General features: G+C 66.9%; 20 protein-coding genes and 1 CRISPR repeat array. Of the genes, 4 read left to right on the top strand and 16 right to left on the bottom strand.

The window, feature by feature from the left end; all coding sequences use genetic code 11:
* Positions 1-7 precede the first annotated feature (7 nt).
* The 6 genes from ACFPUZ_RS08045 to ACFPUZ_RS08020 are packed head-to-tail and all read right to left on the bottom strand — an operon-like array spanning position 8 to position 5507.
* On the bottom strand, positions 8-649 hold the full coding sequence (locus ACFPUZ_RS08045) for a sirohydrochlorin chelatase (RefSeq protein WP_377001376.1): 642 nt from the start codon (positions 647-649) through the stop codon (positions 8-10).
* The gene (locus ACFPUZ_RS08040) at positions 649-1917 is read right to left on the bottom strand and encodes a sulfate adenylyltransferase subunit 1 (RefSeq protein WP_377001375.1); all 1269 of its coding nucleotides are present in this window, start codon (positions 1915-1917) and stop codon (positions 649-651) included. The genes ACFPUZ_RS08045 and ACFPUZ_RS08040 overlap by 1 nt, the downstream gene beginning before the upstream one ends.
* Complete coding sequence (gene cysD / locus ACFPUZ_RS08035; RefSeq protein ID WP_377001373.1) at positions 1917-2831, bottom strand: sulfate adenylyltransferase subunit CysD; 915 nt, start codon at positions 2829-2831, stop codon at positions 1917-1919. The genes ACFPUZ_RS08040 and cysD overlap by 1 nt, the downstream gene beginning before the upstream one ends.
* On the bottom strand, positions 2828-3592 hold the full coding sequence (locus ACFPUZ_RS08030) for a phosphoadenylyl-sulfate reductase (protein WP_377001372.1): 765 nt from the start codon (positions 3590-3592) through the stop codon (positions 2828-2830). Before ACFPUZ_RS08030 ends, cysD begins: the two co-directional genes overlap by 4 nt.
* Positions 3589-3837, bottom strand: coding sequence for a hypothetical protein (locus ACFPUZ_RS08025; protein WP_377001370.1), 249 nt, complete (start codon positions 3835-3837; stop codon positions 3589-3591). Before ACFPUZ_RS08025 ends, ACFPUZ_RS08030 begins: the two co-directional genes overlap by 4 nt.
* A complete protein-coding gene (locus tag ACFPUZ_RS08020; RefSeq protein WP_377001368.1) occupies positions 3834-5507 on the bottom strand; it encodes a nitrite/sulfite reductase in 1674 nt (557 codons plus the stop codon). Before ACFPUZ_RS08020 ends, ACFPUZ_RS08025 begins: the two co-directional genes overlap by 4 nt.
* Positions 5508-5832: 325 nt before the next feature.
* Between ACFPUZ_RS08020 and ACFPUZ_RS08015 the strand changes: the two genes are divergently transcribed.
* Positions 5833-7233, top strand: coding sequence for an FAD-dependent oxidoreductase (locus ACFPUZ_RS08015; RefSeq protein ID WP_377001367.1), 1401 nt, complete (start codon positions 5833-5835; stop codon positions 7231-7233).
* 185 nt (positions 7234-7418) lie between these two features.
* Positions 7419-7562 carry a hypothetical protein gene (locus ACFPUZ_RS08010; protein WP_377001366.1) on the top strand — a complete coding sequence of 48 codons (144 nt, stop codon included), beginning with the start codon at positions 7419-7421 and terminating at the stop codon, positions 7560-7562.
* Positions 7563-7674: 112 nt separating this feature from the next.
* Here ACFPUZ_RS08010 and ACFPUZ_RS08005 read toward each other — a convergent pair whose 3' ends face one another.
* From ACFPUZ_RS08005 to cas3, 9 genes are all read right to left on the bottom strand, one after another.
* The gene (locus tag ACFPUZ_RS08005) at positions 7675-8103 is read right to left on the bottom strand and encodes a pyrimidine dimer DNA glycosylase/endonuclease V (protein ID WP_377001365.1); all 429 of its coding nucleotides are present in this window, start codon (positions 8101-8103) and stop codon (positions 7675-7677) included.
* Between the two features lie 78 nt (positions 8104-8181).
* Positions 8182-11872: a CRISPR direct-repeat array (repeat unit 28 nt; unit sequence GGCTCATCCCCGCTGGCGCGGGGAGCAC).
* A gap of 66 nt (positions 11873-11938) precedes the next feature.
* Positions 11939-12274, bottom strand: coding sequence for a type I-E CRISPR-associated endoribonuclease Cas2e (gene cas2e, locus ACFPUZ_RS08000; RefSeq protein WP_377001363.1), 336 nt, complete (start codon positions 12272-12274; stop codon positions 11939-11941).
* Complete coding sequence (cas1e, locus tag ACFPUZ_RS07995; protein ID WP_377001362.1) at positions 12271-13215, bottom strand: type I-E CRISPR-associated endonuclease Cas1e; 945 nt, start codon at positions 13213-13215, stop codon at positions 12271-12273. The genes cas2e and cas1e overlap by 4 nt, the downstream gene beginning before the upstream one ends.
* A 3-nt stretch (positions 13216-13218) precedes the next feature.
* The gene (gene cas6e, locus ACFPUZ_RS07990; RefSeq protein WP_377001360.1) at positions 13219-13869 is read right to left on the bottom strand and encodes a type I-E CRISPR-associated protein Cas6/Cse3/CasE; all 651 of its coding nucleotides are present in this window, start codon (positions 13867-13869) and stop codon (positions 13219-13221) included.
* Positions 13866-14564, bottom strand: a complete 699-nt coding sequence (cas5e, locus tag ACFPUZ_RS07985; protein ID WP_377001359.1) for a type I-E CRISPR-associated protein Cas5/CasD — start codon at positions 14562-14564, stop codon at positions 13866-13868. The genes cas6e and cas5e overlap by 4 nt, the downstream gene beginning before the upstream one ends.
* A 2-nt stretch (positions 14565-14566) precedes the next feature.
* A complete protein-coding gene (cas7e, locus tag ACFPUZ_RS07980) occupies positions 14567-15700 on the bottom strand; it encodes a type I-E CRISPR-associated protein Cas7/Cse4/CasC (protein WP_377001357.1) in 1134 nt (377 codons plus the stop codon).
* A gap of 15 nt (positions 15701-15715) precedes the next feature.
* Complete coding sequence (gene casB / locus ACFPUZ_RS07975) at positions 15716-16357, bottom strand: type I-E CRISPR-associated protein Cse2/CasB (RefSeq protein WP_377001355.1); 642 nt, start codon at positions 16355-16357, stop codon at positions 15716-15718.
* Positions 16354-18027, bottom strand: a complete 1674-nt coding sequence (gene casA / locus ACFPUZ_RS07970; protein WP_377001353.1) for a type I-E CRISPR-associated protein Cse1/CasA — start codon at positions 18025-18027, stop codon at positions 16354-16356. The genes casB and casA overlap by 4 nt, the downstream gene beginning before the upstream one ends.
* Complete coding sequence (gene cas3 / locus ACFPUZ_RS07965; protein ID WP_377001351.1) at positions 18024-20804, bottom strand: CRISPR-associated helicase Cas3'; 2781 nt, start codon at positions 20802-20804, stop codon at positions 18024-18026. The genes casA and cas3 overlap by 4 nt, the downstream gene beginning before the upstream one ends.
* 607 nt (positions 20805-21411) lie before the next feature.
* Here cas3 and ACFPUZ_RS07960 point away from each other — a divergent pair.
* On the top strand, positions 21412-24462 hold the full coding sequence (locus ACFPUZ_RS07960) for a (Fe-S)-binding protein (RefSeq protein ID WP_377001349.1): 3051 nt from the start codon (positions 21412-21414) through the stop codon (positions 24460-24462).
* Positions 24463-24465: 3 nt separating this feature from the next.
* Here the strand turns inward: ACFPUZ_RS07960 and ACFPUZ_RS07955 are convergent, their stop codons facing one another.
* Entirely contained in the window at positions 24466-25260 is a 795-nt protein-coding gene (locus ACFPUZ_RS07955; RefSeq protein WP_377001347.1) for a CPBP family intramembrane glutamic endopeptidase, read from the bottom strand.
* Positions 25261-25377: 117 nt separating this feature from the next.
* Between ACFPUZ_RS07955 and ACFPUZ_RS07950 the strand changes: the two genes are divergently transcribed.
* Positions 25378-26004: a DUF1707 SHOCT-like domain-containing protein gene (locus tag ACFPUZ_RS07950; RefSeq protein ID WP_377001346.1), complete on the top strand. Its 627-nt coding sequence runs from the start codon at positions 25378-25380 to the stop codon at positions 26002-26004.
* Positions 26005-26012 lie beyond the last annotated feature (8 nt).

Raw genomic sequence — 26012 nt, 5'->3', positions numbered from 1 at the left:
TGGGGTCCTAGGTGAGGGCGGCACGGTGGCGCGCGGCGACGATGTCGGCCAGCGCAGCGCCGAGGGGAGGATCGGCGCTGACGCCGGGGGTGAGCAGGCGGTCGAGGAGCAGGGCCTCGGTGACAAAGAGCGGGATGAGGTGCGTCTCCCCTTCCACCTCCACCACAGACCCCGTGGCGCGGTGCACCGCCACGGGACGTCCGAGGCGGGCGGCCACGCGCCCGGCCAGCACCGCCACGGCCTCCTCCGCCGCCGGATCGGAGGATCCGACGTGCGCGAGGGTGAGGCTGCGGCCCGGGGCGGGACGGGTGTGGGCGGCGAGGAGATCGGCGATGTCCTCGCCGGTGCCCAGTCCGGCGGCGGGGTGAAGGTCGAGGCCGCTGGCCTCCCGGGCGGCGGCCAGTGCGGCGGGCACGTCGTGGCGGGCGTGGAAGGCGTCGGTGAACAGCAGGGGCACGACTACTGCCGTGCGGTGCCCCGCGGCGGCGAGGGAGACGGCGGCGTCGGTGAGCGAGGGGGAGTTGAACTCCAGGTGGGCGGCGCGGGCCGTGACGCCCAGCCTCTCCCCCGCGGCCGCGGTGAGGCGGTCGATGCCGGCGGCGGCGCGCGGGTGGCGGGAGCCGTGGGAGAGGGTGAGCAGCGCGGTCATCAGCGCAGGCGGTGGCCGACCAGGCCGGCGGCGAGGGTGTCGCCGGTGGCCTGGTTGATGAGCAGGAAGGAGCCGACGGCGCCGCGGGCGGCGTAGGGCTCGACGGGCAGGTCGGCGGCGACGTCGATACGCACGTGGGCGATGTCGTTGAGGCCCCAGGCGGCGGGCGCGATGTCGTCGGAGAGGCCGTCGATGTCGAGGACGCGCTCGACCTCGCCCACCCGACCCCGGACCAGCGAGGTGCCGTAGCGGACCTTCACGGGATCACCGGGGCGCAGGTTGCGCTCGGAGAGGCCGACGACGGTGGCGGCGAAGGAACGCACCGGCGCGGGACGGTCGGCGCCGGCGAGGAGATCGCCGCGGATGAGGTCGATGTCATCGGCCAGGCGCAGGACCACGGAGTCCCCGGCGGCGGCCGCCTCGACGGGACCGTCGGCGGTGTCGATGTGGGTGACGGTGCTGGTCCGGCCCTCCGGCAGGTGGACGGTGTCGCCGACGGCAACGGTCCCGGCGTCGATGCGCCCGGCGTAGCCGCGGTAGTCGGTGGCGTGCTCGCGGATGACGTACTGGATGGGCAGACGGAAGCCCAGGTCGTGGGCCCGGCCGCGCTGGACCTCGACGGTCTCGAGCAGCTCGAGGACGGTGGGGCCGGTGTACCAGGGCAGGTTGCGGGAGGGCTCGACGACGTTGTCGCCGAGCAGGGCGGAGACGGGGATGACGTGGGGGTCCTCGATGCCCACGCCCGCGGCGAGCGCGCGGAACTCGGACTCGATCTCGCGGAAGACCTCCTCGGACCAGTCGACGAGGTCGATCTTGTTCACGGCGAGCAGGACGGTGCGCACCCCGAGCAGCGCCGCGACGCTGAGGTGGCGGCGGGTCTGCTCGACGACGCCGTGGCGGGCGTCGACAAGCAGGACGACCACCTGGGAGGTGGAGACGCCGGTGACGGTGTTGCGGGTGTACTGCACGTGGCCGGGGGTGTCGGCGAGGATGAAGGTGCGGCGGTCGGTGGCGAAGTAGCGGTAGGCGACGTCGATGGTGATGCCCTGTTCGCGCTCGGCGCGCAGACCGTCGACGAGGAGGGAGAGGTCGAGGCCGTTGAAGCCGCGGTCGGCGGAGGTGCGCTCCACGGAGGCGAGGGTGTCGGCCAGGACGGAGCGGGTGTCGTGGAGCAGGCGGCCGACGAGGGTGGACTTGCCGTCGTCGACGGAGCCGGCGGTGCACAGGCGCAGGGTTTCGCGGGTGCGCAGGATGGTGGAGGTGGACATCAGAAGTAGCCTTCCTTCTTGCGGTCCTCCATGGCGGACTCGCTGAGACGGTCGTCGGCGCGGGTGGCGCCGCGTTCGGTGAGGGTGGAGGTGGCGATCTCGGCGATGACCTCGTCAATGGTGGAGGCCTCGGAGAGCACCGCCCCGGTGCAGGACATGTCGCCGACGGTGCGGTAGCGCACGCGGCGGATCTCGGGTTCCTCGCCGGAGCGGGGGCCGCCCCAGTCGCCGGCGGTGAGCCACATGCCGTCGCGGGGGAAGACCTCGCGGTCGTGGGCGAAGTAGATCGGGGGCAGCTCGATGCCGCGGGCCCCGATGTACTCCCAGATGTCGGCCTCGGTCCAGTTGGAGATGGGGAACACACGGATGTTCTCGCCCGGCAGGTGGCCGCCGTTGTAGAGGTGCCACAGCTCGGGGCGCTGGCGGCGGGGGTCCCAGCCGCCGAAGGAGTCACGGACGGAGAACACACGCTCCTTGGCGCGGGCGCGTTCCTCATCGCGGCGGGCGCCGCCGAGCACGGCGTCGTAACCCTGCTCGGCGATGGTCTCCACGAGGGGGACGGTCTGCAGGGGGTTGCGGGTGCCGTCGGGGCGTTCGACGAGGTCACCGCGGTCGATCCAGTCCTGGACGGCCGCGACGCGCAGGCGGGCGCCGGTGCGCTCGACGAGGCGGTCGCGGAATTCGATGACCTCGGGGAAGTTGTGGCCGGTGTCCACGTGGAGCAGTTCGAAGGGGACGGCCGCGGGGGCGAAGGCCCGGCGCGCCAACTCGAAGACGACGACGGAGTCCTTGCCTCCGGAGAACAGCAGTCCGACCTTGTCGAACTGCCCGGCCACCTCGCGGAGGATGTGGATGGATTCGTTCTCCAGGTCCTGCAGGTGGGGGGAGAGTCGGGTGGAAAGTGCAGTGGTCATGAGTGGAGTCCGCATTCTGTCTTGGCGTTGCCGGCCCAGCGGCCGGCCCGGGGGTCCTCTCCGTCGGCGACGGGGAGCGTGCAGGTGGCGCACCCGATGGACGGGTAGCCCTGGCGGGTGAGGGGGTGGATGATGAGGTCGCGCTCGTCGATGAACCGGTCGGTGTCCTCCATCGACCAGGTGACCAGCGGGGAGATCTTCAGGCGGCCGGTGGCGTCGAGGCTGAGGGCCGGGGCGTTCGCGCGGGTCGGGCCGTCGGCGCGGCGCAGTCCGGTGATCCAGCCCGCGTAGGGGGTGAGGTGCACGGCGAGGGGTTCGACCTTGCGCATGCGGCAGCAGGCGGCGGGGTTGCGCCGGTAGAGCTGGGCGCCGTAGGTGGTGTCCTGCTCCGCGCGGGTGAGCGTGGGGCGGGCGGTGACGAGGGTCTGCGGGTAGCGGGCGTCGACGGCGGCGGCGACGTCGAGGGTCTCCGGGAAGTGGTAGCCGGTGTCGAGGAAGAGCAGGTCCGCCTCGGGCAGGTGCCAGGCGGCGAGCTCGGCGAGGACGGTGTTCTCCATGGACAGGGTCACCGCGAGGCGGCCGGGCGCGTGCTCCCGGGCCCAGGCGAGGATGGTGGCGGCGGGGGCGTCGTCAAGCTCGGCGGCGTGCTTCTCGACGAGCCGCGCGTTCTCCTCCCGCACCTCCTCCGGCAGGTCACCGGTGGTGGTGGGGCCTGCCGGGCTGAGCTGGGGATCGCGGACGTGGACGGTGAGCAGGTTCATCGGGTCACCTCCTGGTGGCCGTGTCGGTGGAGGGAGGCCTGGATGGCCTCGCTGGTGGAGGGGGCGGGGGCGGGGCGGTGTTCGGGGTCGTCCTGGCCGTGGTAGCGGACGGAGAAGATGCGGGTGCAGTCGCGGCAGCGCCAGGCGAAGTCGTCGGCCTCGTCGGGGAAGAGTTCCTCCCCGGCGCACCAGGGGCAGTGCAGCGGGTGGTTGCGGTTGGGGTTGGGCGCGCGGCGGAAGCTCATGTGAGGTCCTCCTCGGCGGCGCGCTGGACCCATTCCTGGAAGGTCTCGTCGGCGGTGCGCTGCTCCTTGAAGTGGGTGACCACGCGGGTGACGTAGTCGCCGACCTCGGTGGCCAGGACCTTGTGTCCGCGCAGCTTGCGGCCGAAGTTGGCGCCGATGTTCATGGAGCCGCCGAGGTGGACCTGGAAGCCTTCGACGCGGTTGCCCTCGGCGTCGGTGACGGTCTGGCCCTTGAAGCCGATGTCCGCGACCTGGGTGCGGGCGCAGGAGTTGGGGCAGCCGTTGAGGGCGATGCGGACGGGGACGTCGATGTCGCCGATGCGCTCCTCCAGTTCGTCGACGAGCTCGACGGCGCGGGCCTTGGTGGTGGCGTGCGCCAGCTTGCAGAACTCCAGGCCGGTGCAGGAGATGATGTTGCGGCGCCATTCGCTGGGCCGGGAGTACAGGCCGGTCTCGTCGAGGGCGGCGGCCAGGGCGGTGAGGTCGGTGCGCTCGACGTCGAGGAAGAGCAGCTCCTTCTCGGCGGTGGTGCGGATGCGGCTGATGCCGAAGCGCTCGGCGACGTCGGCGATGGCGATGAGCTGTTCCCCGGTGGTGTGGCCGACGGTGGGCTTGACGCCGAGGTAGAAGCGGCCGTCCTTCTGGGGGTGGATGCCGATGTGGTCGCGGTAGCCGGGGTTGATCGGCTGGTGGGGGCCGTCGAGGAGCGGGCGCCCGAGGTACTCGGTTTCGAGAACTTCGCGGAATTTCTCCACGCCCCATTCCGCCACGAGGAACTTGAGGCGGGCACGGTTGCGCAGACGTCGGTAGCCGTAGTCGCGGAAGATGCCGGCCACGCCGGCCCACACGTCGGGGACCTCGTCGAGGGGGATCCAGGCGCCGAGGGACTGCGCCAGCATGGGGTTGGTGGACAGGCCGCCGCCGACGTAGCACTCGAAACCGGGGCCGTGCTCGGGGTGGACGGAGCCGATGAAGGCGACGTCCTGGATCTCGTGGGTGACGTCCTGGCGGGAGTGCCCGGAGATGGCGGACTTGAACTTGCGCGGCAGGTTGTGGAACTCGGGGTTGGGCAGGTGCTCGCGCTGGATGCGCTCGATGGCCGGGGTGGCGTCGATGATCTCCTCCGCCGCCACGCCCGCGACCGGCGAGCCGAGGATGATGCGGGGGACGTCGCCGCAGCCGAGCAGCGGGCTGAGCCCGACGGTGTCGAGCTTCTCCCAGATGGCGGGGATGTCCTCGATGCGCAGCCAGTGGAGCTGGATGTTCTGGCGGTCGGTGAAATCGGCGGTGGAGCGAGCGTAGTCGCGGGAGATCTCGCCGACGACGCGGAGGCGCTCGGGGGTGACCAGGCCGCCGTCGAAACGCACGCGCATCATGAAGAACTTGTCCTGCAGTTCGGCGTCGGGGACCTGGCCGGTGAGTTCGCCGCCGAGGTCCTGGCGGCGCTGTGTGTACAGCCCGAGCCACTTGAAGCGGGGGGCGATGTCGTCGGCCGGGATCGAGTCGAAGCCCTGCTGGGAATAGATGTTGATGACGCGGTCGTAGACGTCAAGCACCTCGCCGTCCTGCTTGACCTCCTCGACGTGGTTGAGCGGCGCGGTGCCGTCGATCTTCCACTGCCCTTCCGGCTTGCGGGTGCGCGGGCGGCGCGTGGTGGTGGCCGTTGTCATGGCTCGCTCCTCTTGTACCGATCTGTCTATTTCATTCAGTGTCCGGCCGCTTATCGACGCCCGACACTTGCCCTTCCGGGCCGTTGACAGGGAGTCAAGCAGACAACTTGGTTCATCACAATGGAGAGTGGGGAGAGGGTGGCCTAAGCGGCGGAAGAAAACCCTGCGTACTGCATTTATCTTCGACTTTTATGCACTGAATGGAATTCTGGGCCCGGTTTTCATGCAGAAAACAATGAATGAAAGGCGGCCAAATTCTTGCGGATCTGCCGATCCCTGCTAGTTTCACAGACCAGTCAGTCTAGAGATCGCCCGAGAGGACACCATGAGCTTCCCCCTTCCCGAGAACACCCTCCGCGTCGCCGTCATCGGCGCCGGGCCCGCCGGCATCTACGCCTCCGATCTGCTCGCCCGGAACGCCGCGTCGATCGGCCGCGACATCCGCATCGACCTCATCGAGCGGCTCCCCGCCCCCTTCGGCCTCATCCGCTACGGCGTGGCGCCGGACCATCCGCGCATCAAGGGCATCATCACCTCGCTGCACAAGGTGCTCGACCGGCCGGAGATCCGCCTGCTGGGCAACATCGAGGTCGGCCGCGACGTTTCGGTGGCGGAGCTGCAGGAACATTACGACGCCGTCGTGTTCGCCACCGGCGCCCTGGCCGACCGCGACCTGGACATCCCGGGCGTCGAGGCCGCGGGTTCCCACGGCGCCGCCGATTTCGTCGGCTTCTACGACGGCAACCCCGATTTCCCCCGCACCTGGGACCTGTCGGCGCAGTCCGTCGCCGTCATCGGCGTCGGCAACGTCGGGCTCGATGTCGCCCGCATCCTGGCCAAGACCGCCGAGGAGCTCAACGTCACGGAGATCCCGGAGAACGTCTACGAGACCCTGCGCACCAACCAGGCCACCGAGGTCCACGTCTTCGGCCGCCGCGGCCCCGCGCAGGCGAAGTTCACCCCGCAGGAGCTCAAGGAGCTCGACCACTCCCCCACCGTCAACGTCATCGTCGACCCGGAGGACATCGACTACGACGAGGCCAGCATCGAGGCCCGCGGCGCCTCGAAGTCCCAGGACCTGGTGTGCCAGATCCTCGAGGGCTACGCGCTGCGCGAGCCCAAGGACGCCCCGCACTCGCTGCAGATCCACCTCTTCGAGTCCCCCGTGGAGATCCTCACCCACGACGGCCGCGTCGTCGGACTGCGCACCGAGCGCACCGAACTCGACGGTTCCGGCAACGTCCGCGGCACCAGCACGTTCACCGACTGGCCCGTGCAGGCGGTCTACCGCGCCGTCGGTTACCGTTCCGAGCCGATCGCCGGCGTGCCGTTCAACCACGTCGAGCATGTCATCCCCAACGACGGCGGCCACGTCCTCGACGTCGACGGCACCCCGGTCCCGGGCCTCTACGCCACCGGCTGGATCAAGCGCGGCCCCATCGGGCTCATCGGCAACACGAAGTCCGACGCCAAGGAGACCACCGATCTCCTGCTCGCCGATGCCGCCGCCGGTCGCCTCGCCGCGCCCGCCTCGTCCGACGACGCCCTCCTCGAGCTTCTCGACGCCCGCGGCATCCCCGTCACCACCTGGGAGGGGTGGTACCGCCTCGACGCCGAGGAGCGCCGCCTCGGCGAGGAGTCCGGCATCGAGGGCCGCGAGCGCCGCAAGATCGTCGAGTGGGAGGACATGGTCGCCCAGGCACACGTCACTCCCGTGCACGTCTAGGAAGCACAGTCCACTGAAGCGCGGCTGAGAGAACGCTTATCGACGCCCGCATGGCCGGGCACGCATGCGGCGACATGCCGGGTGGCGCATGTATTGCATTTCGGCGCGAGCGGCCTGACCTGCGATAACGAGCGCTTTAGCAAATTGTTACCGCACAGCAACCCCCCAGATAGCGCACCGTTGATGTGATCACTGTTACCCTTAAGGACGACCGAACAACAAGCAAATACTTAAGGAGCATCATCATGCGCGGTAGCGGACTCATCTGGACCATCGTCGGCGTCCTGGCGATCATCGCCCTGATCATCTGGATCATGTCGGCCATGTAACACCCGGTGACGGGCAGACCCAGCGTCTGCCCGTCATCTTTAATCCAGCATCCGAGACACCTGTCCCCGGCCCTCCCTGCGGAGGAGCCGGGGACAGGTGCGTTGGGGGTGGCTACACCCGTTCCCAGTGCTCCACAGGTCCAGGAACCACCCGGAACAGCGGGTGAGGCACGACGTCCTCGAGTACCGGAAGGACAGCAACTCTCTCGGGGGCCCGTTCCATCAGCTTGGCCCGCAGATGACCGAGTTCATGGTCCATCTGGCCGCGCGTGACATCGATCAGCGGCGCAGAACCCTGGCGCAAGATCTTGGCCGCATTGAAGTGATAGCCCCGGACCACGGCTTCGGAATGCAGACCGCGCAGGTAGACACCCACAGCCAGGAGAGCATCATCCTGGGTGCGGAAGCGCGTCAGCTGCGGATGGTTCCGGTAGCCACGGGTGTCACCTGCGAGAACCTTCTGGGCCAGCAGTGTTTCACGCCAGCACGCCACCAGGCCTTTCTGGTCCAGATACCGGGGATGCAGCGACCACAGTCTCATTCCCTGAGGCTACTGCAGGGGGATTCCGGAGGGCGCAGGGAGCACATGCGCGGCGGCTGGTCGCACTACCAGGAGCACGGCTCATCCCCGCTGGCGCGGGGAGCACCAGTCGGTCAATGGGCAGGCCGGCACCGTGGTCGGCTCATCCCCGCTGGCGCGGGGAGCACAACGGGACCAGGGAGACCGCCTTCAGCAGGGACGGCTCATCCCCGCTGGCGCGGGGAGCACCGTTATTCCAACGTGGACGCCCGCAACACCGAGGGCTCATCCCCGCTGGCGCGGGGAGCACGACCCCTCTAACCTGTGACGGTGGTGGGGTTTCGGCTCATCCCCGCTGGCGCGGGGAGCACTGCAGGGTCAGTGATGCCGGGGAGGTCGAGGGGGGCTCATCCCCGCTGGCGCGGGGAGCACGGGTCACCGGCGACCGGGTAGGGAATCTTGTAGGGCTCATCCCCGCTGGCGCGGGGAGCACTTGTTGGCGATGGTCTGGGCGGTGTCGGTGAAGGGCTCATCCCCGCTGGCGCGGGGAGCACGGGAAGCCCGGTGGCGTGTGATCTCCGGAGACGGGCTCATCCCCGCTGGCGCGGGGAGCACCGCCTGCGGGCACTCACTGCGAAGCCGGTGCGCGGCTCATCCCCGCTGGCGCGGGGAGCACTTCCCGCCTGTGGGGGCGACATCGACCTTCTTCGGCTCATCCCCGCTGGCGCGGGGAGCACGCATGGCTTTGAGGCTCATGGGGTATCAAGTCCGGCTCATCCCCGCTGGCGCGGGGAGCACCTGCCGCGGCGTTTTCGGGAACGTTGTACACGGGGCTCATCCCCGCTGGCGCGGGGAGCACAAGCCCGACCCGAAAAGCCCCGCGAGGGACGAGGGCTCATCCCCGCTGGCGCGGGGAGCACTGGATTCCCTGCAGCCCCAGCCGCTCGGCCGCGGGCTCATCCCCGCTGGCGCGGGGAGCACCTAATCGCCATCGCTTTTGCTACCGGGGTCAACGGCTCATCCCCGCTGGCGCGGGGAGCACGCGCGTGCTCGCCACACGAAGTGCTGCAGGTTCGGCTCATCCCCGCTGGCGCGGGGAGCACCAGGGCAAGGACGATGAACCGCCCTTCTGACCCGGCTCATCCCCGCTGGCGCGGGGAGCACCTGAGGTGGCCGTCCCGCCCGGTGAGCGTTGGCGGCTCATCCCCGCTGGCGCGGGGAGCACCGCCTCGAGGAGATCGCCGCCCCCGAGCCGGTGGGCTCATCCCCGCTGGCGCGGGGAGCACGTCAGCGTCATGATCGGTGATGGCGGCCCGCAGGGCTCATCCCCGCTGGCGCGGGGAGCACCTCCTCGCGGCTCGGGAGAACGTCGGGAAGCACGGCTCATCCCCGCTGGCGCGGGGAGCACCATCCGCATTGTCTCGGACGCCAACACGCGCGGGGCTCATCCCCGCTGGCGCGGGGAGCACGCGTGACCACGGCTGTCCCGAAATTTCGGTTGGGGCTCATCCCCGCTGGCGCGGGGAGCACACGCCCGGGCCGACGATCCGTGAAATCGCGTTCGGCTCATCCCCGCTGGCGCGGGGAGCACGCGGCGAAGAACTCGGAAACCCTGCTCGAGGCGGGCTCATCCCCGCTGGCGCGGGGAGCACGCGGCCTGCACCCCGACATTGACCGGGACGGGGGGCTCATCCCCGCTGGCGCGGGGAGCACAGGCGGCTCCCATTCCCAGATCGTGACGTTCTCGGCTCATCCCCGCTGGCGCGGGGAGCACTCGCCGACGTGGAGTCGGTAATCACCGGTGCTGGGCTCATCCCCGCTGGCGCGGGGAGCACCGCGGAATGTGTGCCCGGCGGGGAGGACCCCGGCGGCTCATCCCCGCTGGCGCGGGGAGCACGAAAATGGGGCATATGCACCCCTGGGTTCGGGCGGCTCATCCCCGCTGGCGCGGGGAGCACGTCAGCGTCATGATCGGTGATGGCGGCCCGCAGGGCTCATCCCCGCTGGCGCGGGGAGCACCTCCTCGCGGCTCGGGAGAACGTCGGGAAGCACGGCTCATCCCCGCTGGCGCGGGGAGCACCATCCGCATTGTCTCGGACGCCAACACGCGCGGGGCTCATCCCCGCTGGCGCGGGGAGCACTGGGTAGCATCGGCCGCCCGCAGCGTGGCCGCGGGCTCATCCCCGCTGGCGCGGGGAGCACCTGGTGACGTGCAACCCGGGTGCGCCCAGCCACGGCTCATCCCCGCTGGCGCGGGGAGCACTTGGATACGGCGGAGGCGCTGGCGAAGCACGTGGGCTCATCCCCGCTGGCGCGGGGAGCACTTGGATACGGCGGAGGCGCTGGTGAAGCACGTGGGCTCATCCCCGCTGGCGCGGGGAGCACTGTTCCAGGCGTTGCGGATTCCGCCGTAGACGGGGCTCATCCCCGCTGGCGCGGGGAGCACCCGCCGGTGTGGAGTCGGTAGTCTCCACTGCTGGGCTCATCCCCGCTGGCGCGGGGAGCACTCATGCCCCACACAAACCGCCTGCACGGGACAGGGCTCATCCCCGCTGGCGCGGGGAGCACCCCTGTGGGGGCGGTTCGTGTCACTGGTGGGGGGGCTCATCCCCGCTGGCGCGGGGAGCACTCATCGTGCCCGCCGATGCCCTTCCGCCGGGACGGCTCATCCCCGCTGGCGCGGGGAGCACGGCGCCGGTGGTGGGCGGGAAGCCCATTATCACGGCTCATCCCCGCTGGCGCGGGGAGCACGAGGAGATGATGGACGCCCTCGCGGTCTGGTGGGGCTCATCCCCGCTGGCGCGGGGAGCACGCCGGGGATCTCGGGCCGCAGCACGTCACCGCGGGCTCATCCCCGCTGGCGCGGGGAGCACCTTGCCGGACTGCAGCACCTGGCCGCGCGCCAGGGCTCATCCCCGCTGGCGCGGGGAGCACCGGCGGCACCGTGGGGCCAGGCGTCAACGCGGGGGCTCATCCCCGCTGGCGCGGGGAGCACCATGCTCTACCCCGAAGGGCTGGCCGGCGCCGACTGGCTCATCCCCGCTGGCGCGGGGAGCACGCCGACGAAAACGGCACCCTCACCATCGAAGGTGGCTCATCCCCGCTGGCGCGGGGAGCACTCCCCCACCGACAGGGCGACACCGGCGGAGGGGGGCTCATCCCCGCTGGCGCGGGGAGCACAGCTCCCCGAGGCCGACGAGGCCGGCGACCTTGGGCTCATCCCCGCTGGCGCGGGGAGCACTTCGTCGCCTGGACCACGACGTCAATGGCCATCGGCTCATCCCCGCTGGCGCGGGGAGCACGGGTGCGGGCGACCCCGCGTAGTGAGTCGCCGGGGCTCATCCCCGCTGGCGCGGGGAGCACGCAATTGGCAGCGCGGCGGCGGGCGGGGGCCTGGGCTCATCCCCGCTGGCGCGGGGAGCACCATGCGGAGGCGTCGGGCGTGGGGTCGGATAAGGGCTCATCCCCGCTGGCGCGGGGAGCACCGCCGATGACCTTGACAGGGTGACCGTCGACGGGGCTCATCCCCGCTGGCGCGGGGAGCACTTGTTGCCAAGTGGGATTGGCTCAAGACACAACGGCTCATCCCCGCTGGCGCGGGGAGCACCTCGTGCCAGGGGCTATAAGGTGATGTGTATGCGGCTCATCCCCGCTGGCGCGGGGAGCACGTCGGAGATCGTGACCCACCCCTCGGGGATGGGGGCTCATCCCCGCTGGCGCGGGGAGCACACCTACCCGGGTGTGAGCCTGGGCGGGTGTGAGGGCTCATCCCCGCTGGCGCGGGGAGCACACTTGGTGAGCTGCACTGATGCTAACCAGTAGGTCGCTATGGGTACAACTGTGTCAAGTTTCTCGATCAGCGGCGACTACTTCGCATCCGACGGGCGCTGCTCCATCCCGTTCGGCGCGTCGACTGGCGCTTGTCGGGTCGGACCATGAGTGCCAATCCATCGAAATCGGTGGGCTTCCAATCGTGTCGGTGAGTTCGAAACTCCATTCCCTGTTCGTTGTTGGAACTGTAAACCAACAAAGCGCGTCCGTCTTTGCTCAGCTCAACGGTCCTTTCCCACAACAGGTCCCTAATCCTCGCGGTTGGTCGGCCCACAAACACTCCCGGGGAAATCTCGGCCAGCCATTTCGTGAGGTCTCCACGTAGGCCTGCCGGGCAGGCCGTTACCACCAGGACGATCACGTCGTGTCCACTCCCTCCGGCTCGGCCCAGTTGATACCGGAGGAAATGACCTCCAGTTCGTTCCACAGCATCAACTCAACATCGAAGGCGTCCGGCTGCTCCTCCGTCCGCATGAGTCGATGGAGATCCCTCACCATTTTCTCCATGAGTCGAAACTCGACAACCTTGTCGCGCACTCGGCGGCGAACATCTGAGCCTGCATCAAATCCCGCCTCTGCAGCCGCGTCGAATGCCGCCGGAATGGAGATGTCGGCTTTGTACAGGTCAGCGATGTCATAGACGAATGCTCGATCTGTGCCGTTGTGAATGACGCCCAGGGATGGAACGAAGCCAAGCGCAGTGATTACCGCATGTGCGACGCCGTACAAAGCCGCACTTGCACTGGTCAATGCCCTGTTAATGGGGTCGCCCGAATCAAAGTCGTTCGGGTCGTAGCTGCGCCGAGTCCACGGCACTCCCGTGCGTTCCGCCTCTTTGGCGTAGATCTTCTTCATGCGGGCGCCTTCGCGCCCTCTCAGTTGAGACATGGAGGCGTCAGAAACGTCCTCGTCGGCGAACCGCATGGAATACATTTCGCGTGCGCATGCGAGACGTCGGCGCTGATGGCTGACGATGGCTGCCTGTGCTTCGGCATTGCGTGACGACTTCGCAGGAGGGCGCCCGTGCGCGTAGTAGCGAACTCCCTTCTCTCCGGTCCAGACAACCGACACGCCGACGTCGCCAAGCAAAGCCATGGCTGCGTACGTGACGCGGGTGCCTGGCCCCAGGAGAAGTGCCGCCAGCGCCGTTGCGGGGACGTAGGCGGACCCTCGCTGATCCGAGATGGTCAGTGCATTGTTGTCTCGATTGACGACGGCTCGTTCGACGTACAGAAAGCTGATTCGCTTATCGACGCGCGCGAGTTCCTTGCGGACGATGGGCACTTCGCTCGGATTCGCCATCGTCTACGCCCCGATGCGGGCCAAAGTCAGCAGGCCACAGCCATACGCCCTGGCCCGTCCAATTCCCTGATTGAGCGTGGCGCGCAGTGCCTCCGCGTCAGTCACCTCGAGCGTTCCGGAGAATCGGGCAGTCACCACGGTAATACGACGGGTTCCGCTTGCCTTTCGCTGATTGAAGACAAGGCGTTCACGCCCGGTCACCCTGGCGTCATCGAGCAACCTGAAACCCGCGGCGGGCCCGCGATCTGCGAGCCAGGCAAGCTGTTGCTCCGCGGTGACGAGTGCGAACGGCTTGCCGCGGGTGCCACGCTCTCCCGCCCTTGACACAATGGGATTGGCGACGAGTCCGAAACGCCAATGCTGTCCCTTCATCAACGAACTTTGCAGTCGCTGGTAGTCAGCACTCTGCGGGGGCCGAGTATCCCAGCCGGCCTGTTCGACGATATGCAATGCATCCGGCTTCTCTGGCCCGACGATGTAGAGGACATGCTCATCCCCCTGCGAGTCGATACGCCAGAGCACCCGCGTTTCTGTGGTGTCAATGTCCGGAGGAAAAGCTGAGCGGACAGCCGCATGCATCGCCTCCGGATTAGTCAGAAGCTTCCGCCCGTCTCGCTTGCGCGGATTCAGATAGATACGGGTCAGTGTGCTCATGATGAAATCACCGTTTCAAAGAAGGGATCGACCGACGTCCCCAGGTCATTGCTGACCTTGACACCTGATTCTTCGAGGACGACGTTCCGCCATCTGTACACGCGGTGTTCCTGCGAAAAGGATACAGGAACATCCTGACGCGCGATCCCTGTTTCGCCAGGTCGGGCATCACGGTAGATCGGAAGCTCGACGCTCTTGGCCCGGGCTTTGCGGTGGCTTTGAGAGGCGTGCCACTCTTCCGCATGCAAGGCTTCCACCCCCGGCTTGTCCACCACCTTGAGCACCAGATTCACCGGTGCCGGACAGGAACGTCGTCCCAAATAGAGCGGATAGCGGGGATTGCGGAGAGCCGCAGCCAGGCCATCGACGATCTCACGGTGCGGGCTTTCCACGGCAGCGACGAAAACCGCATCAGACAAGTAGTACCGAGTGACCAGGCTGGCGTGCTTCGCACCCTCTGCCATCGCCGTCTGATAGTCGCGCAACAGGCTTCCCGGTTGGTCGACTCGCACCGCAAGGGTGAGTTCCGCCAGGTCTTCCACGGGATCAGTCCGTCGGCGTCCCTGGGCCGCCGCGAGCAGCCCGACGATGCCGGACTTCGTCGGCACCGGGTTTGTGGTGCGCTGTTTATAGCGACTGGAGTCACCCCATGACTGCATGGGCCCCTTCAGAAGGAGGAGGAGTGAATGGGCCATGGTCAGGCACCCGCTCCGGAGATCGCATCGCGCACCTGTGCGTCGAGATCGGGAAGCGTGGTGACTGTCGCGATGTCCGCGAATGGTTCCTCCAGACCTCCGAGGCCGACAACGAAGGCCTGAGTGGGACGGAAACCGTACTGGTTCTCAATGTCCCTTTCCTCCGCAGCCAGTGCCTGGGCGCCGGCCAGGCGACGCCCTGTGTTGTTGTCCCCGGAGATCGGGTTCTCGAAAGCGTTGACCAGTGAAATGGATCGATCTTCACGAACCGCCACGTAGATCAGCTCTGGGAGGGTGTTGTGAGCGAAGGTGTTCTGCTTACCGGTCGGCAGACTGGTGATGAAGCTACGCACGAACGCCACCGCCGCCGTCACTGCTGCCTCGCGATCACCAAGATTCTCCGCCAAAGACTCCACGTCGAGAGTGGCGAAGCGGTACAACGTCGAAGACATGAGCTGTACCGTGCCCATCATTCCGGCCCCGGTCTCGTCATGGTTCTCTACGACGTCATCAACTGCGGTGAAGAAGTCGAACTCCGGCTCTGATTCGTGGATTCCGATGGCGTGCGCCACCTGCACGGAGGCATCGACGTTGAAGGCGGCATCATCGGCGACCATGCGACCGAACATCGCGATGTCAACGCTGTGTTCAGTGTCGAGAAGCTTCTTTACGTCGCCCTTTCCTAAGTTCTTCCCCTCGGCTTTAACGATGGCCTGCGCGAGTTGCTCAATTTGTCGCGGGCTGAGAAAGAGCAGGTAGCCGGCCTGCTGGAATATCCGCTCCTTCTCTTCCCCGCCGACATTTTCCTTCACTTTCGGTTCCGTGAGCTTGATGCCCACGGACTTGAAGGCTTGGGCCACACGCTCCGCGGCGCTCTCGTCGTTCCACTCCTCGCTGTCGATCTCCAGCATCTTGTCAACCACGAGTTCCACAACATGCTTGGTGCGGTACCCAACGCTGGCAGGGTCAAAGCTCTTTTGGAAGTCCTTTCGAATGGCCCGCTTCCAGGACTGGGAGGACACCCGCTGGCGCGGAACGCCACCGTAGACAGCACTCTTGGGAGCTCCGGTGTCGTCGCGGTTGATCAGGCTGGGGGGAAGGGTCTGCAGGGCGTGGATGTCAATGATGAGGGACATGGTGTTCCTTTCGGGTCAGTTGTTGTCGGAGGTTGAGGTGTCATCGGCCGTATGGAATCGGCCCATGGCAAAGTCGCGCCCCCAGCGCAGGAGGACGCCGGAACGCTTGTCGGCGCTGTCGAGAGCCCGAAGGTCGCTGGCGAACCGCGCATAATCGAAACCCAGCTGGCTGCCGCGCAGCAGCGTGATCATCGACCTCATGTGGGACAGCCGTGCACGCGAGGAGCGGGCGAGCAACAGGGCGTCGAAACGCGGCTTGAGAGAGGCGGAATCGCTGAGCGCGTAGAGGCGACCACATGCGGCGGCGAAGGACTGTTTCGGCACGTGCATGGGGCGGGTCGCGCTCTGCATGTGCAAGGCAAACAGCGTCAGCGCGTGGAAGGCGGCCTCCTCCGAGGGGGACGGAGCGTCACCGCGTCCGAGGGAGTTCTCGTTGAGCGTCGGGGACAGCACGAGAAGGGTCTTCTCCAGGGAGAGGGGGTCTCGATCGATCGGTTGCCCGGCGCGGCGACGAAGTTCCGCCAGCTCTCCTCGGGCCTGGGTCTTCAGCAGATCCCCCTGGTCGCCGAGAAACTGCGACTGCAGCCGCGCTACCGTGGTGCCGATGGCGTTGAACAGCGTGTCCCGCTCAGCCACGTCAATGGTGGGTTGTGTCATCGATTGGTCTCCTTGTCAGGCTCTTCGTCGTCGATATATGTGAGCATCTTCTTCAGGCGTGCCTGCAGCATCCGGTGCGCGGATCCGGCGGACAGAATCTTTGTGTTTGCCCCGTCCCGACCGTCGCTAATCTCACGGCCGACAAGCGCCTTGGGGCCGGCCCCGCGCATCATTTCTGCGGCTCGCTCGAGAATGATCTCCCGCAGCTGTTTCTGCCACGTCCCGGCCTGCTCTTCGAAGCGGTCTGCCTCGAAACTGCGGAGCCAGCGGGAGAATTCTGGTTCCAGCTCAGTGAGGATGGCGTCCGTGGGATCGGCCTGGAATTCATAGAGACGGCCAGCAGCTTCGAGGAGATTCCCCGCGAACTGCCCGAGTGCGATGGCGGCCTGCAGGGTGGAGCTGGCGACATCGATGACATCCGCCCTCATGTCCCCGGCCTCCGGCTCCAGCAACGCGAGAGGGATATCGAGATGACTGGTCACGGTGGTGGCCACCGAAGAATCCTGCGGCCCGTAATCCACAGACACCATCTGGACATTGAGCACCGGGCGAACCACCCGCTTCTCGGCGAGAACTGCCAGCTGAGATAAGTTTTTCGGGCGTTGAGGCGCCACATTCTTGCCGTCGAACCCCGGATCCCGATCCAGGGAAATCAATGGCTCCAGGGACTTCCACATCGTCCGATTCGGATCCAAAGGGAGTGCGTAGTGAACCGGCAGATCCTTTTTGGACTTGTTCTTGCTGTATCGATAGGGCGTCATCGGGTCACCGAGTACATTGGCGCCGGCGTCAGGGATACGGTCGCCGTTAGTGACGAGCACCTCCGTTACCTTGCCCGATTCTGTGAACAACCGGATGCGGCGCCCCTGCCACGTGGCGAGATCACTCGGCCCCTGGGGCATCGCTGATTCCCCTGCCCCTGTTGGCGGGGGGATGTGACGCTCCGCTGCCGTATCGGGTTCCCGCTCCCACACAGGTCGGTCGGTGACATCGGCCAACGCTTCCAGCGTGGTGTTGAGCAGTAATGTCTCCCGGAGGTTGTCGCCCACGACGACGGTCCCTCCGGTGCGTCCGGTCCACCCGGTTCCAATGGGGAAGCCTCTCCCACCCTTGACCCGCTCGTCACCGACGGCCCCCGACTTGATCCCGGAATAGTCGTAGGCCTGGGTGTAAATGAGCCACCGCGCGGCCTCGGCAAAATCCAGAGACTCTCGTGCGCGTCCGGCCCGCATGGTGAAGTAGTGCCCCTCAGCTTCGGGGACGATACGCTGCACAGGAAGTCGAGTGTCCTTCTCGGTATGCAGGTCAGCGACCTGCATGAAAGGCAATTGGGGATGGAGTAGGTCGAAGCGGTCGGCATAGTCGTCGAGGTAGTTACCCACCAGGTCGTCCGGCTGTCCCAGGTTCTCCGCCGTGCGACCGAACCAGTCACTGAAGATGAAGGTTCCGCCGGCGCTCACGTGGGTTTCCGCGTGGTGGGCCCGCCAGTAGATGGCCAGAAGCACCCGGAGGACGGCGTAATCCTGCGCCGGGGAGTCTCCCCGGATCACTGCCACGTCGTGTCGGCCGTCAAAAATATCCCGGATGCTAAGGAGTTCATTGCGCCCATCCACCATGACGCAGGGGATCCACGGTTGGGTAAGTAAAGAAAAACTAGGGGGTGAATTCATGTGTTGCTCCTATCTGCAGGTGAAGAATCAAGCGTTTCCAGTCCGAATTCAGAGGAATAGCGGAGGACGGTGCCATTGAGGTCGATTTCGCCGTTCTCGTCGAGCCGGAGTGCCACCTTTCCTTTGAGCAGGTGATGGTGTTCCCAGCCGGCGGGTGTGTCCCGCTCCAATCGCGTGATATTTCCTTCGAAGGCGTCGCCGCGAGCCAGTCGTGGCGGCAGGCGCAGCACGGAGGAGGCGAGGTGAAAGGCCATCGAGTGCTCGGGAGGGAAGTCGTCCACCAGATCCACCGCAGAATCGTTGCGGGCGAGAGAAAGCAGCGGGCGGTATCCGTAGTCCGTGCCGATGATCGGGATGGCCTCAAAGGTCGGCTCCGTGTCGCGCACCTGCGCAGCACCCGCCTCTTCCCCCAGCAGTGGCTTCTCCATGGACGAGTGGTAGCGCTCGAACAACTGCCCCAGCTCGCTCGCGAGCTCCGGGATGGGGATCTGGAAGGTGGACGCCCGACTCTCCGCACGATCCATGTTTTTCCGCATGGTGGCCTTGGCCTTCGCATACTCGACTGCCCAATCCGCAGGAGGAACAAAGCCGGGCGAATACGTCGCCTGTACGAGTGACGAGATGTCATCGGGGCGTCGAAAAGCAACGGGGAGATGCGCCAGCGTCGACATGAGAATCGCCGGCTCATAAATCGCGGCACTGCCTCCCTCGAGTAGGGGGAACGGTTCACGTTGCACGATGCCACGCACGTACACCTGCGCAGGCCGTAGTTTCGGCGGGCGATCCTCGTCAGGGCGGCGGTGCCTGTGAATACGCCCGATGCGCTGAATAAGCAGGTCCATTGGGGCAATGTCCGTGATGAGCACATCGGCATCAATGTCCAGACTCTGCTCCGCCACCTGCGTGGCCACGATGAGGCATCGCTCGGGCCGACCAGCTCCCCTATGGCTGTCGGGACCCAGTGCCACGCGGAGCGCATCCTCTTTGTGCGCACGTTCCGCAGCCATGAACGCACTATGGTGCAGTTCCACCTCACCCGGATATGTCGTGCTGAATTCCCGGTACGTCTCCTGGGCCCTGCGCACGGTATTACAGATGATCAGCAGACATCCACCATCGGCAATGAGGTCGTCCACGAGAGTGCCCAATGCCTCAGGCCCTTCGGGAATGACCGAAATACTCGCCTCCATGTCCGTGGGACGGGGTTCCACCTCCACCTCCCGGACGCCCTTCTTATCGACGACCGTGAGTAGCGGATAGGCCTCCGACATGTCCTCGATCGGCTCGTGGCTGAACTGCGAACGATAAGCCTCCACCAGTGACTTCTTCGTCTCCTTCGGGAGAGTCGCACTGAGAAGGATCACGGGCACCCCGTACCGGGCCAGCCATTTCAATGCCATCTGCAGGTAGCTGGTCATGTACAGGTCGTAGGAATGCACTTCGTCGACGATGATGACTTTGCCCGCCAGTCCGATATGGCGCAGCATCGAATGCCGCATCTGCAGCGCCATGAGTAGCACCTGGTCCACCGTGGCAACGACGAAGTTCGAGAGCATGGCCTTCTTCGGCCCTTGCATCCAGTTCCTGGCCACGACAGAGCCGTGTCCAGGTTCATCGGTCCCGACTCCCGCCACCTTGAGCCGCGAAAAGTCTTGGGAAAAGAGCTTCCGGGAGTGCACCAGGTTCATGGAGGTGACTTCACCTTCCGCGGTGTTTCGCTCCGCCCACTCGAGGGCGCGGGGAAACAGGCCATTCGACGTGCCCATGGTCGGGGCCGCCAACAGCAGGCCCTGCGCCCCCAAGTCTGCGGCTAGCCGCTGCCCGGCGGCTAAGGCTGCCTCCGTCTTCCCCTCCCCGGTGGGGGCCTCGATGATGAGCAGGCAGGCACCCTCGGCCGATTCGACCGCCTCCAATGCCGCGCGTTGGACGGGCCGTGCCATGAACTCGGCTGGCCAGCCGAAAGTGGTCCGGAAGAAGTCATCGGGAGTGCCCTTATCCGCAACCGCTACCCGCCAGGGGGCAGTGAGCTCCACATCGCGATATCCACACCTCACACGTTCGAGCAGGTCCCCACCCTCCGCCAGAGGAAACGCGTGCTGATTGGAAGCGATCCAGTCCGCCATGATGACCAGCCCCACCAGTGGCATCGTGACCTCCGGGTTCAACTGTTCCGGCATGAGCGGGAGTACCTCCTCAAACCCAGAAGCGCGGGCCATGCCGTCGAGAATTTCCTCGTGCACGGCCCGCCATTCCGGTGGATATGAACGGACGATCCTTCCCGCCCTACCCCGCACGCCCGCCTCGGTGGAGATTCCGTGGTGCGCTCCGACCACGGATGCCAACCCAGCGACCCTGAACCCCCGTTGAGATAGCCACTCCTCGACGATGACTTCGCCCACCAGCCCGTGCTGGAAGGCCGTTGCGTCCGCCTCCCGGCGCGACATTGTCAGTGACAGTCCCTCCCTCTCGATGCCATCGAAAATGCTCGCCCCTTGTTCACTGAACTGCGCCTTGTGCACGAAAGTCCTGGTCGCTTTGCCGACGTCGTGCACGCCCGCCAGAAACACGAGCACCGAGCGGAGTTGTCCCTCTCCGAGACCTGTGGCCCGACACAACGATCTTTTCACCGAGTCGGCCAACCATTCATCCCACAGCAGCGCCGCGACACAGGCCGTATCGACGAGGTGCTGCGGAAGCGACATCCATTCCCCCTCCTCATCGAGCTTGGCCCACAAGCTCGCCAGGGCCGCTGAGGCACCTCGCCGAAACTCGGCCATGGCCTCTGCTACCCCTGAGCTCAGCGGAGGGATTGATTGATGACCCATAGCTCCGAAGCTACTGCGAAACCTGCGAGAACATCTGATATCTCATGGGGAGACCACCCCCAACAACAAGCACCACGCCTTATCCTTCACGAATCGGCCCCAGTTGTTACAGAAAACTCTTATCTGTAACAGTCTCAGACTTTCGGAACACTTACCCGCTATCCGTCACCCCTGCCCGTGCAGCCTTCGGTATGAGGCTCCGCGCAACTTGAGCTTACTAGAACCAGAATTCATGAACGCCACATGGATGTATTCAGTGATACCCTGTTTTTGGACGGTGAACATGGCCTGCGCCAGCAGGCTTGAGCCCACATCAATGTGACGCTCGTCTTCCAACGGCCTCTCTCCCCGCGCCAGCGGGGCTCCCGTCGGCCACCACGCCAACCGTCCAGCCTGATCGACCTTTCCCACCACTCCCCGGAGGACCTCGACACACCACTATCTTTCACCTCTCCCCACCGACCGATCCCGCGCCTGAGCAGCGGGAGTGGTGTGACCGCGCGCGGCGTCGATTAGCCGCGAAGCGGGTCGTGTCCGACCCTGCCTTTAGACTGGGCGCATGATCCCGGTTGACCAGGCCGTCTCGTCCAGCACGATTGCGCTGGGTGTGCTCGGCATTGTTCTGTCCCTGCCTGCCTGGCTGCTCTTCCTGAGGGCGGCGCTGAAGATGTTCCGTTTCGTCCGCGCGGGGCAGCCGCTGCCCGCGGGGTGGCGGACGAACAACCCGTGGCAACGTCTGTCGCGCGTGGTCATTGAGGTCTTCGGGCACACGCATTTCAAGGGGCGGCCGGTGGTCAATGTGGCGCACTGGCTGGTCATGGTGGGTTTCCTCTTCGGTGTGCTGGTGTGGTTTGAGGCGTATATCCAGACGTTCAATCCGGCGGGCGGGTGGCCGCTGCTGGGGTCGTGGGGTGTGTACCGCTTCGTGGAGGAGGTGCTGGCGGTCGGCACGATCGGTGGCATCATCGCGCTGATCATCATCCGGCTGCGGCAGGGGACGGAGTCGCGGACCTCGCGTTTCTTCGGCTCCAACTCCACGGCGGCGCGCGCCATCGAGGCGATCGTGCTCATCGAGGGCCTGGGCATGCTGCTGGTGAAGGCTGGCAAGATCGCCACGTTCGGGGGCGGGCATCCGGTGGCGGATGCACTCTCGCGCCATCTGGCCGCGCTGCTGCCGGCCTCGCCGGTGATGGTGTCGGTGTTCGCGCTGCTCAAGCTGCTGGGCGGCATGGTTTTCCTGCTGCTCATGGCGCGCAACCTCGACTGGGGCGTGGGCTGGCACCGTTTCCTGTCGTACTTCAACATCTTCTTCCAGACGAACCCGGACGGCCGGAAGGCGCTCGGCCGCCTCAAGCCGATGACCTCGGGCGGGAAGATGCTCACGCTGGAGAACACCGAGGAGGAGGACTCGCTCGGCGTCGGTACGCTCGGGGACGCCTCGTGGAAGATGCTTCTCGACGCCTCCACCTGCACCGACTGCGGCCGCTGCCAGGATCTCTGCCCCGCCTGGAACACGGACAAGCCGCTCAACCCCAAGCTGCTCATGACCGGTATCCGCGATGCCGCCCTCAACCCGCACGCGGATCTCGACGTCCTCAGCATGACCAGCGTCGTCCCCGACGACGTCCTGTGGGCCTGCACCAACTGCGGCGCCTGCGTCGACCAGTGCCCGGTGGACATCGAGCACCTCGATCACGTCGCCGATCTGCGCCGCTTCCGGGTGCTGGCGGATTCCGAGTTCCCCTCCGAACTCACCGGACTGTTCAAGAACCTCGAGGCCAAGGGCAACCCCTGGGGCCGCAACAAGGCGGACCGTGCCTCCTGGGTCGACGCCGCGCGTGCCGACGGCATCCCCGTTCCCGTCGTCGGCGACGACATCGCGGACCTCACCGACACCGAGTACCTGTTCTGGGTCGGCTGCGCCGGCGCTTTCGACGACGATGGCGTGCGCACCACTCGCGCCGTCGTCGAGCTGCTGCACACCGCGGGCGTGAAGTTCGCGGTGCTGTCCACCGGCGAGACCTGCACCGGTGATCCCGCCCGCCGGGCGGGCAACGAGTTCCTCTTCCAGATGCTCGCGACGGAGAACATCGCCACCCTCAACGACGTCTTCGAGGGCGTTCCCGCCGGTCAACGCAAGATCATCACCACCTGCCCGCACTGCTTCAACACCATCCGCAACGAATACCCGGATTTCGACGGCCACTTCGACGTCTTCCACCACACCCAGCTTCTCAACCGCCTGGTCCGCGAGAAGCTGCTGCAGCCCGTCCCCCGCGGCCCCGAGCACCGCCGCCCCGTGACCTATCACGACCCCTGCTTCCTCGGCCGCCACAACCAGGTCTACGACCCGCCGCGCGAACTCGTCGCGGCCACCGGCGCCTCCCTCGTGGAAATCTCCCCCTCCCGCGACGAAGCCTTCTGCTGCGGCGCCGGCGGCGCACGCATGTACATGGAGGAGACCATCGGCCGCCGCGTCAACGAATTCCGCTCGGAGCAGGCCCTGGCCACCGGCGCCGCGGAAATCGCCACCGGCTGCCCCTTCTGTAACACCATGTTCACCGGCGGCGTCAAGGCCCTGGACGACAGCGCCGACCGCCCCGCCGTCCGCGACGTCGCCCAGATGCTCCGCGACTCCGTGCTTATCGACGGCCACCTGCCCGCCCCCCGCACCCCCCACTTCCTCGGTGACGTCATCCGCCCGCGACGCAGCCCTGCAGTCGAAGCCGCGCCGCCAGAAGATGAGGCGAACGATGCCCCGCCGACTGCCCCGGCTACTGTCCCGGTGGCACCGGCGACCCCCGCGACTCCTTCTGCTCCGGGTGCGGCGGTTCCCGCAGCGCCCTCAGCACCTCCTGCTCCCGGAAGCGCAGTGCCTCCGGCTCCCGGCGCAGCCGTTGCCTCAGCTCCGGCAGCGCCTCCTGCCCCGGGAAGTGCTGTTCCCCCGACTCCCGCAACGCCTCCCGCTCCGGGCGCATCCGTCCCTCCGGCTCCGGGTGTTGCGGTTCCTGCGGCCCCTGTTGCGGCAGCGCCTCCTGCTCCCGGAAGCGCAGTGCCCCCGGCCCCTGGCGCTTCGGTGCCACCTGCTCCCGCAACGCCCCCCGCCCCGGGCGCATCGGTGCCGCCTGCTCCGGGTGTTGCGGTTCCCCCAGTTCCCGCAGCACCCCCTGCTCCGGGAAGTGCAGTGCCCCCAGCACCGGGCGCATCGGTGCCTCCTGTACCGGCAACGCCTCCGGCCCCCGGAAGTGCAGTTCCCCCAGCCCCCGGCGCATCGGTGCCGCCTGTTCCGGGTGTTGCGGTTCCCCCAGTTCCCGCAGCACCCCCTGCCCCGGGAAGTGCAGTGCCCCCAGCTCCTGGCGCATCGGTGCCACCTACTCCAGGTATTGCAGTTCCCCCAGTTCCCGCAGCACCCCCTGCTCCGGGAAGTGCAGTGCCCCCAGCTCCTGGCGCATCGGTGCCTCCTGTACCGGCAACGCCTCCGGCTCCCGGAAGTGCTGTGCCTACAGCCCCGGGCGCATCTGTGCCTGCGTCCCCCATCCCGGCGGCACCCCCGGCCCCCGGCGCGGCCCGTCCCCACCTCCCTAATGACCAGGACGAGGCCTCAGATTGAGAGTCAGCGCTGCGGCAGAATTTTCCGCAGCAGCTGCGCACTGAGGTAGACGATCACCGGGCTGGTGATGACCAGCGCCCACAGCACGGGATGCACGGTGGTGTCGCCGTGCCCGAACCAGAGCACCTGGGCGAAGGCGGTGACGCTCTGGAGGGAGTGCGCGATCATGGCGGCCGTCATTGATCCGGTGAGTACGTAGACCAGGCCGAAGCTGACGCCGGTGATGAGGTAGGCCAGGGTCATGCGGTTGAGGGAGTCCTCGGCCAGGTGGGGCATGGCGAACACGACGGTGCTGGCGAGGATGCCCAGTGCGACTCCCCACCAGGTCTTGCCGCGGCGTGCGAAGGCGTCGTGGATGGGGCGCAGCATGGTTCCGCGGAAGAGGATCTCCTCGCAGACGGGGGCGAGGACCACGGCGCTGAGCAGGCCCACTGCGGCGGGCAGCAGCGGACCGTCCAGGCCCATCTCCGAGAACAGCTGTTCTGCGCGCCCGGTCTGAGATCCGGCTCCGCGTCCGAGTGCCCAGAACAGGGCGTGGCTCACGGCCCAGGCGACGCCGATGATGAGCAGATCCCGCCTGGTCAGGCCGCGGCGGAGGGCGAGGTCGGCGGAGGAGGGCCAGCGTCGAGAAGCGAGCGCGATGAACAGCAGGCCCAGGAACGCGAACAGCAGGAACGACACGGGCGTGAGCAGCGGCCCGCCGATGACGACGAGGCTGGCGAGCATGAAGGCCGGGACCGCGAAGATCGCGTACCAGGCCTTCCAGGTGGTGAGGTGTGCGGCGAGTCGGGATGTCATGGTTTCATCCTGGCATTTCTTCGCTTCGACCGGTATCGGTAGAGCTCCCCATTGTGGGGCGTTGAAATCGGGGTCTTCCCTGAAGGCAGGTGCCGCCGGAATCATTAGACTGAGGTCATGAACCTGAGGTACCCCACGAATCGGCCGGACATGAGACTGAGCGATGCGGAGCGCAGCTCCGCGATGTCGACCTTGGGGCGTGCCTTCGCGGAGGGGCGTCTCACGGTCGATCAGTACGACGAGCGCTGCCAGGTGATTGCGCAGGCGGAGGTGTACGGCGAACTGGAACCGCTGTTCGTCGATATCCCGCAGTTTCACGGGAATACGCAGGAGGTGAGCAAGCTCTACTCCGCGCAGGAGATCGAGTCCGCCTTCCGGGAGGGACGCAAGGTGCGTCTGGGGATCATGGGCTTGTCGACGATCGGCGTCACCGTCGGCACCGTGCTGCTCTCCTCGGTGACGCCGGTGGCGGGGCTGCTGTGGTTCCTCATCCCGACGTTGTGGCTGTTGTTGTACGTGCTCAAGGTGGGACCGGAGAGTTGGCATGTGCCGAGTGCACGGGCCGTCGATAAGCAGCGCATCAAGGAGCTGCGCACGGCTGAGCGCCTGCGCGCCGCGGAGTTGCGCCTCGCTGAGCAGGACAAGCTGGCCGCGCTGCGGGTCGAACGCCGCGCCCAGACCACCGAACTGACGAACAACGCGATGAATTTCGTCAACCGGGCGTTGGAGCGCGGCCGGAAGTAGTGGCAACA

The organism is Corynebacterium nasicanis (assembly GCF_042658165.1).
Classification (GTDB): domain Bacteria; phylum Actinomycetota; class Actinomycetes; order Mycobacteriales; family Mycobacteriaceae; genus Corynebacterium; species Corynebacterium nasicanis.
Note: the sequence above shows the minus strand (reverse complement) of the source record. Positions and strands in the feature narration are given on the sequence as shown.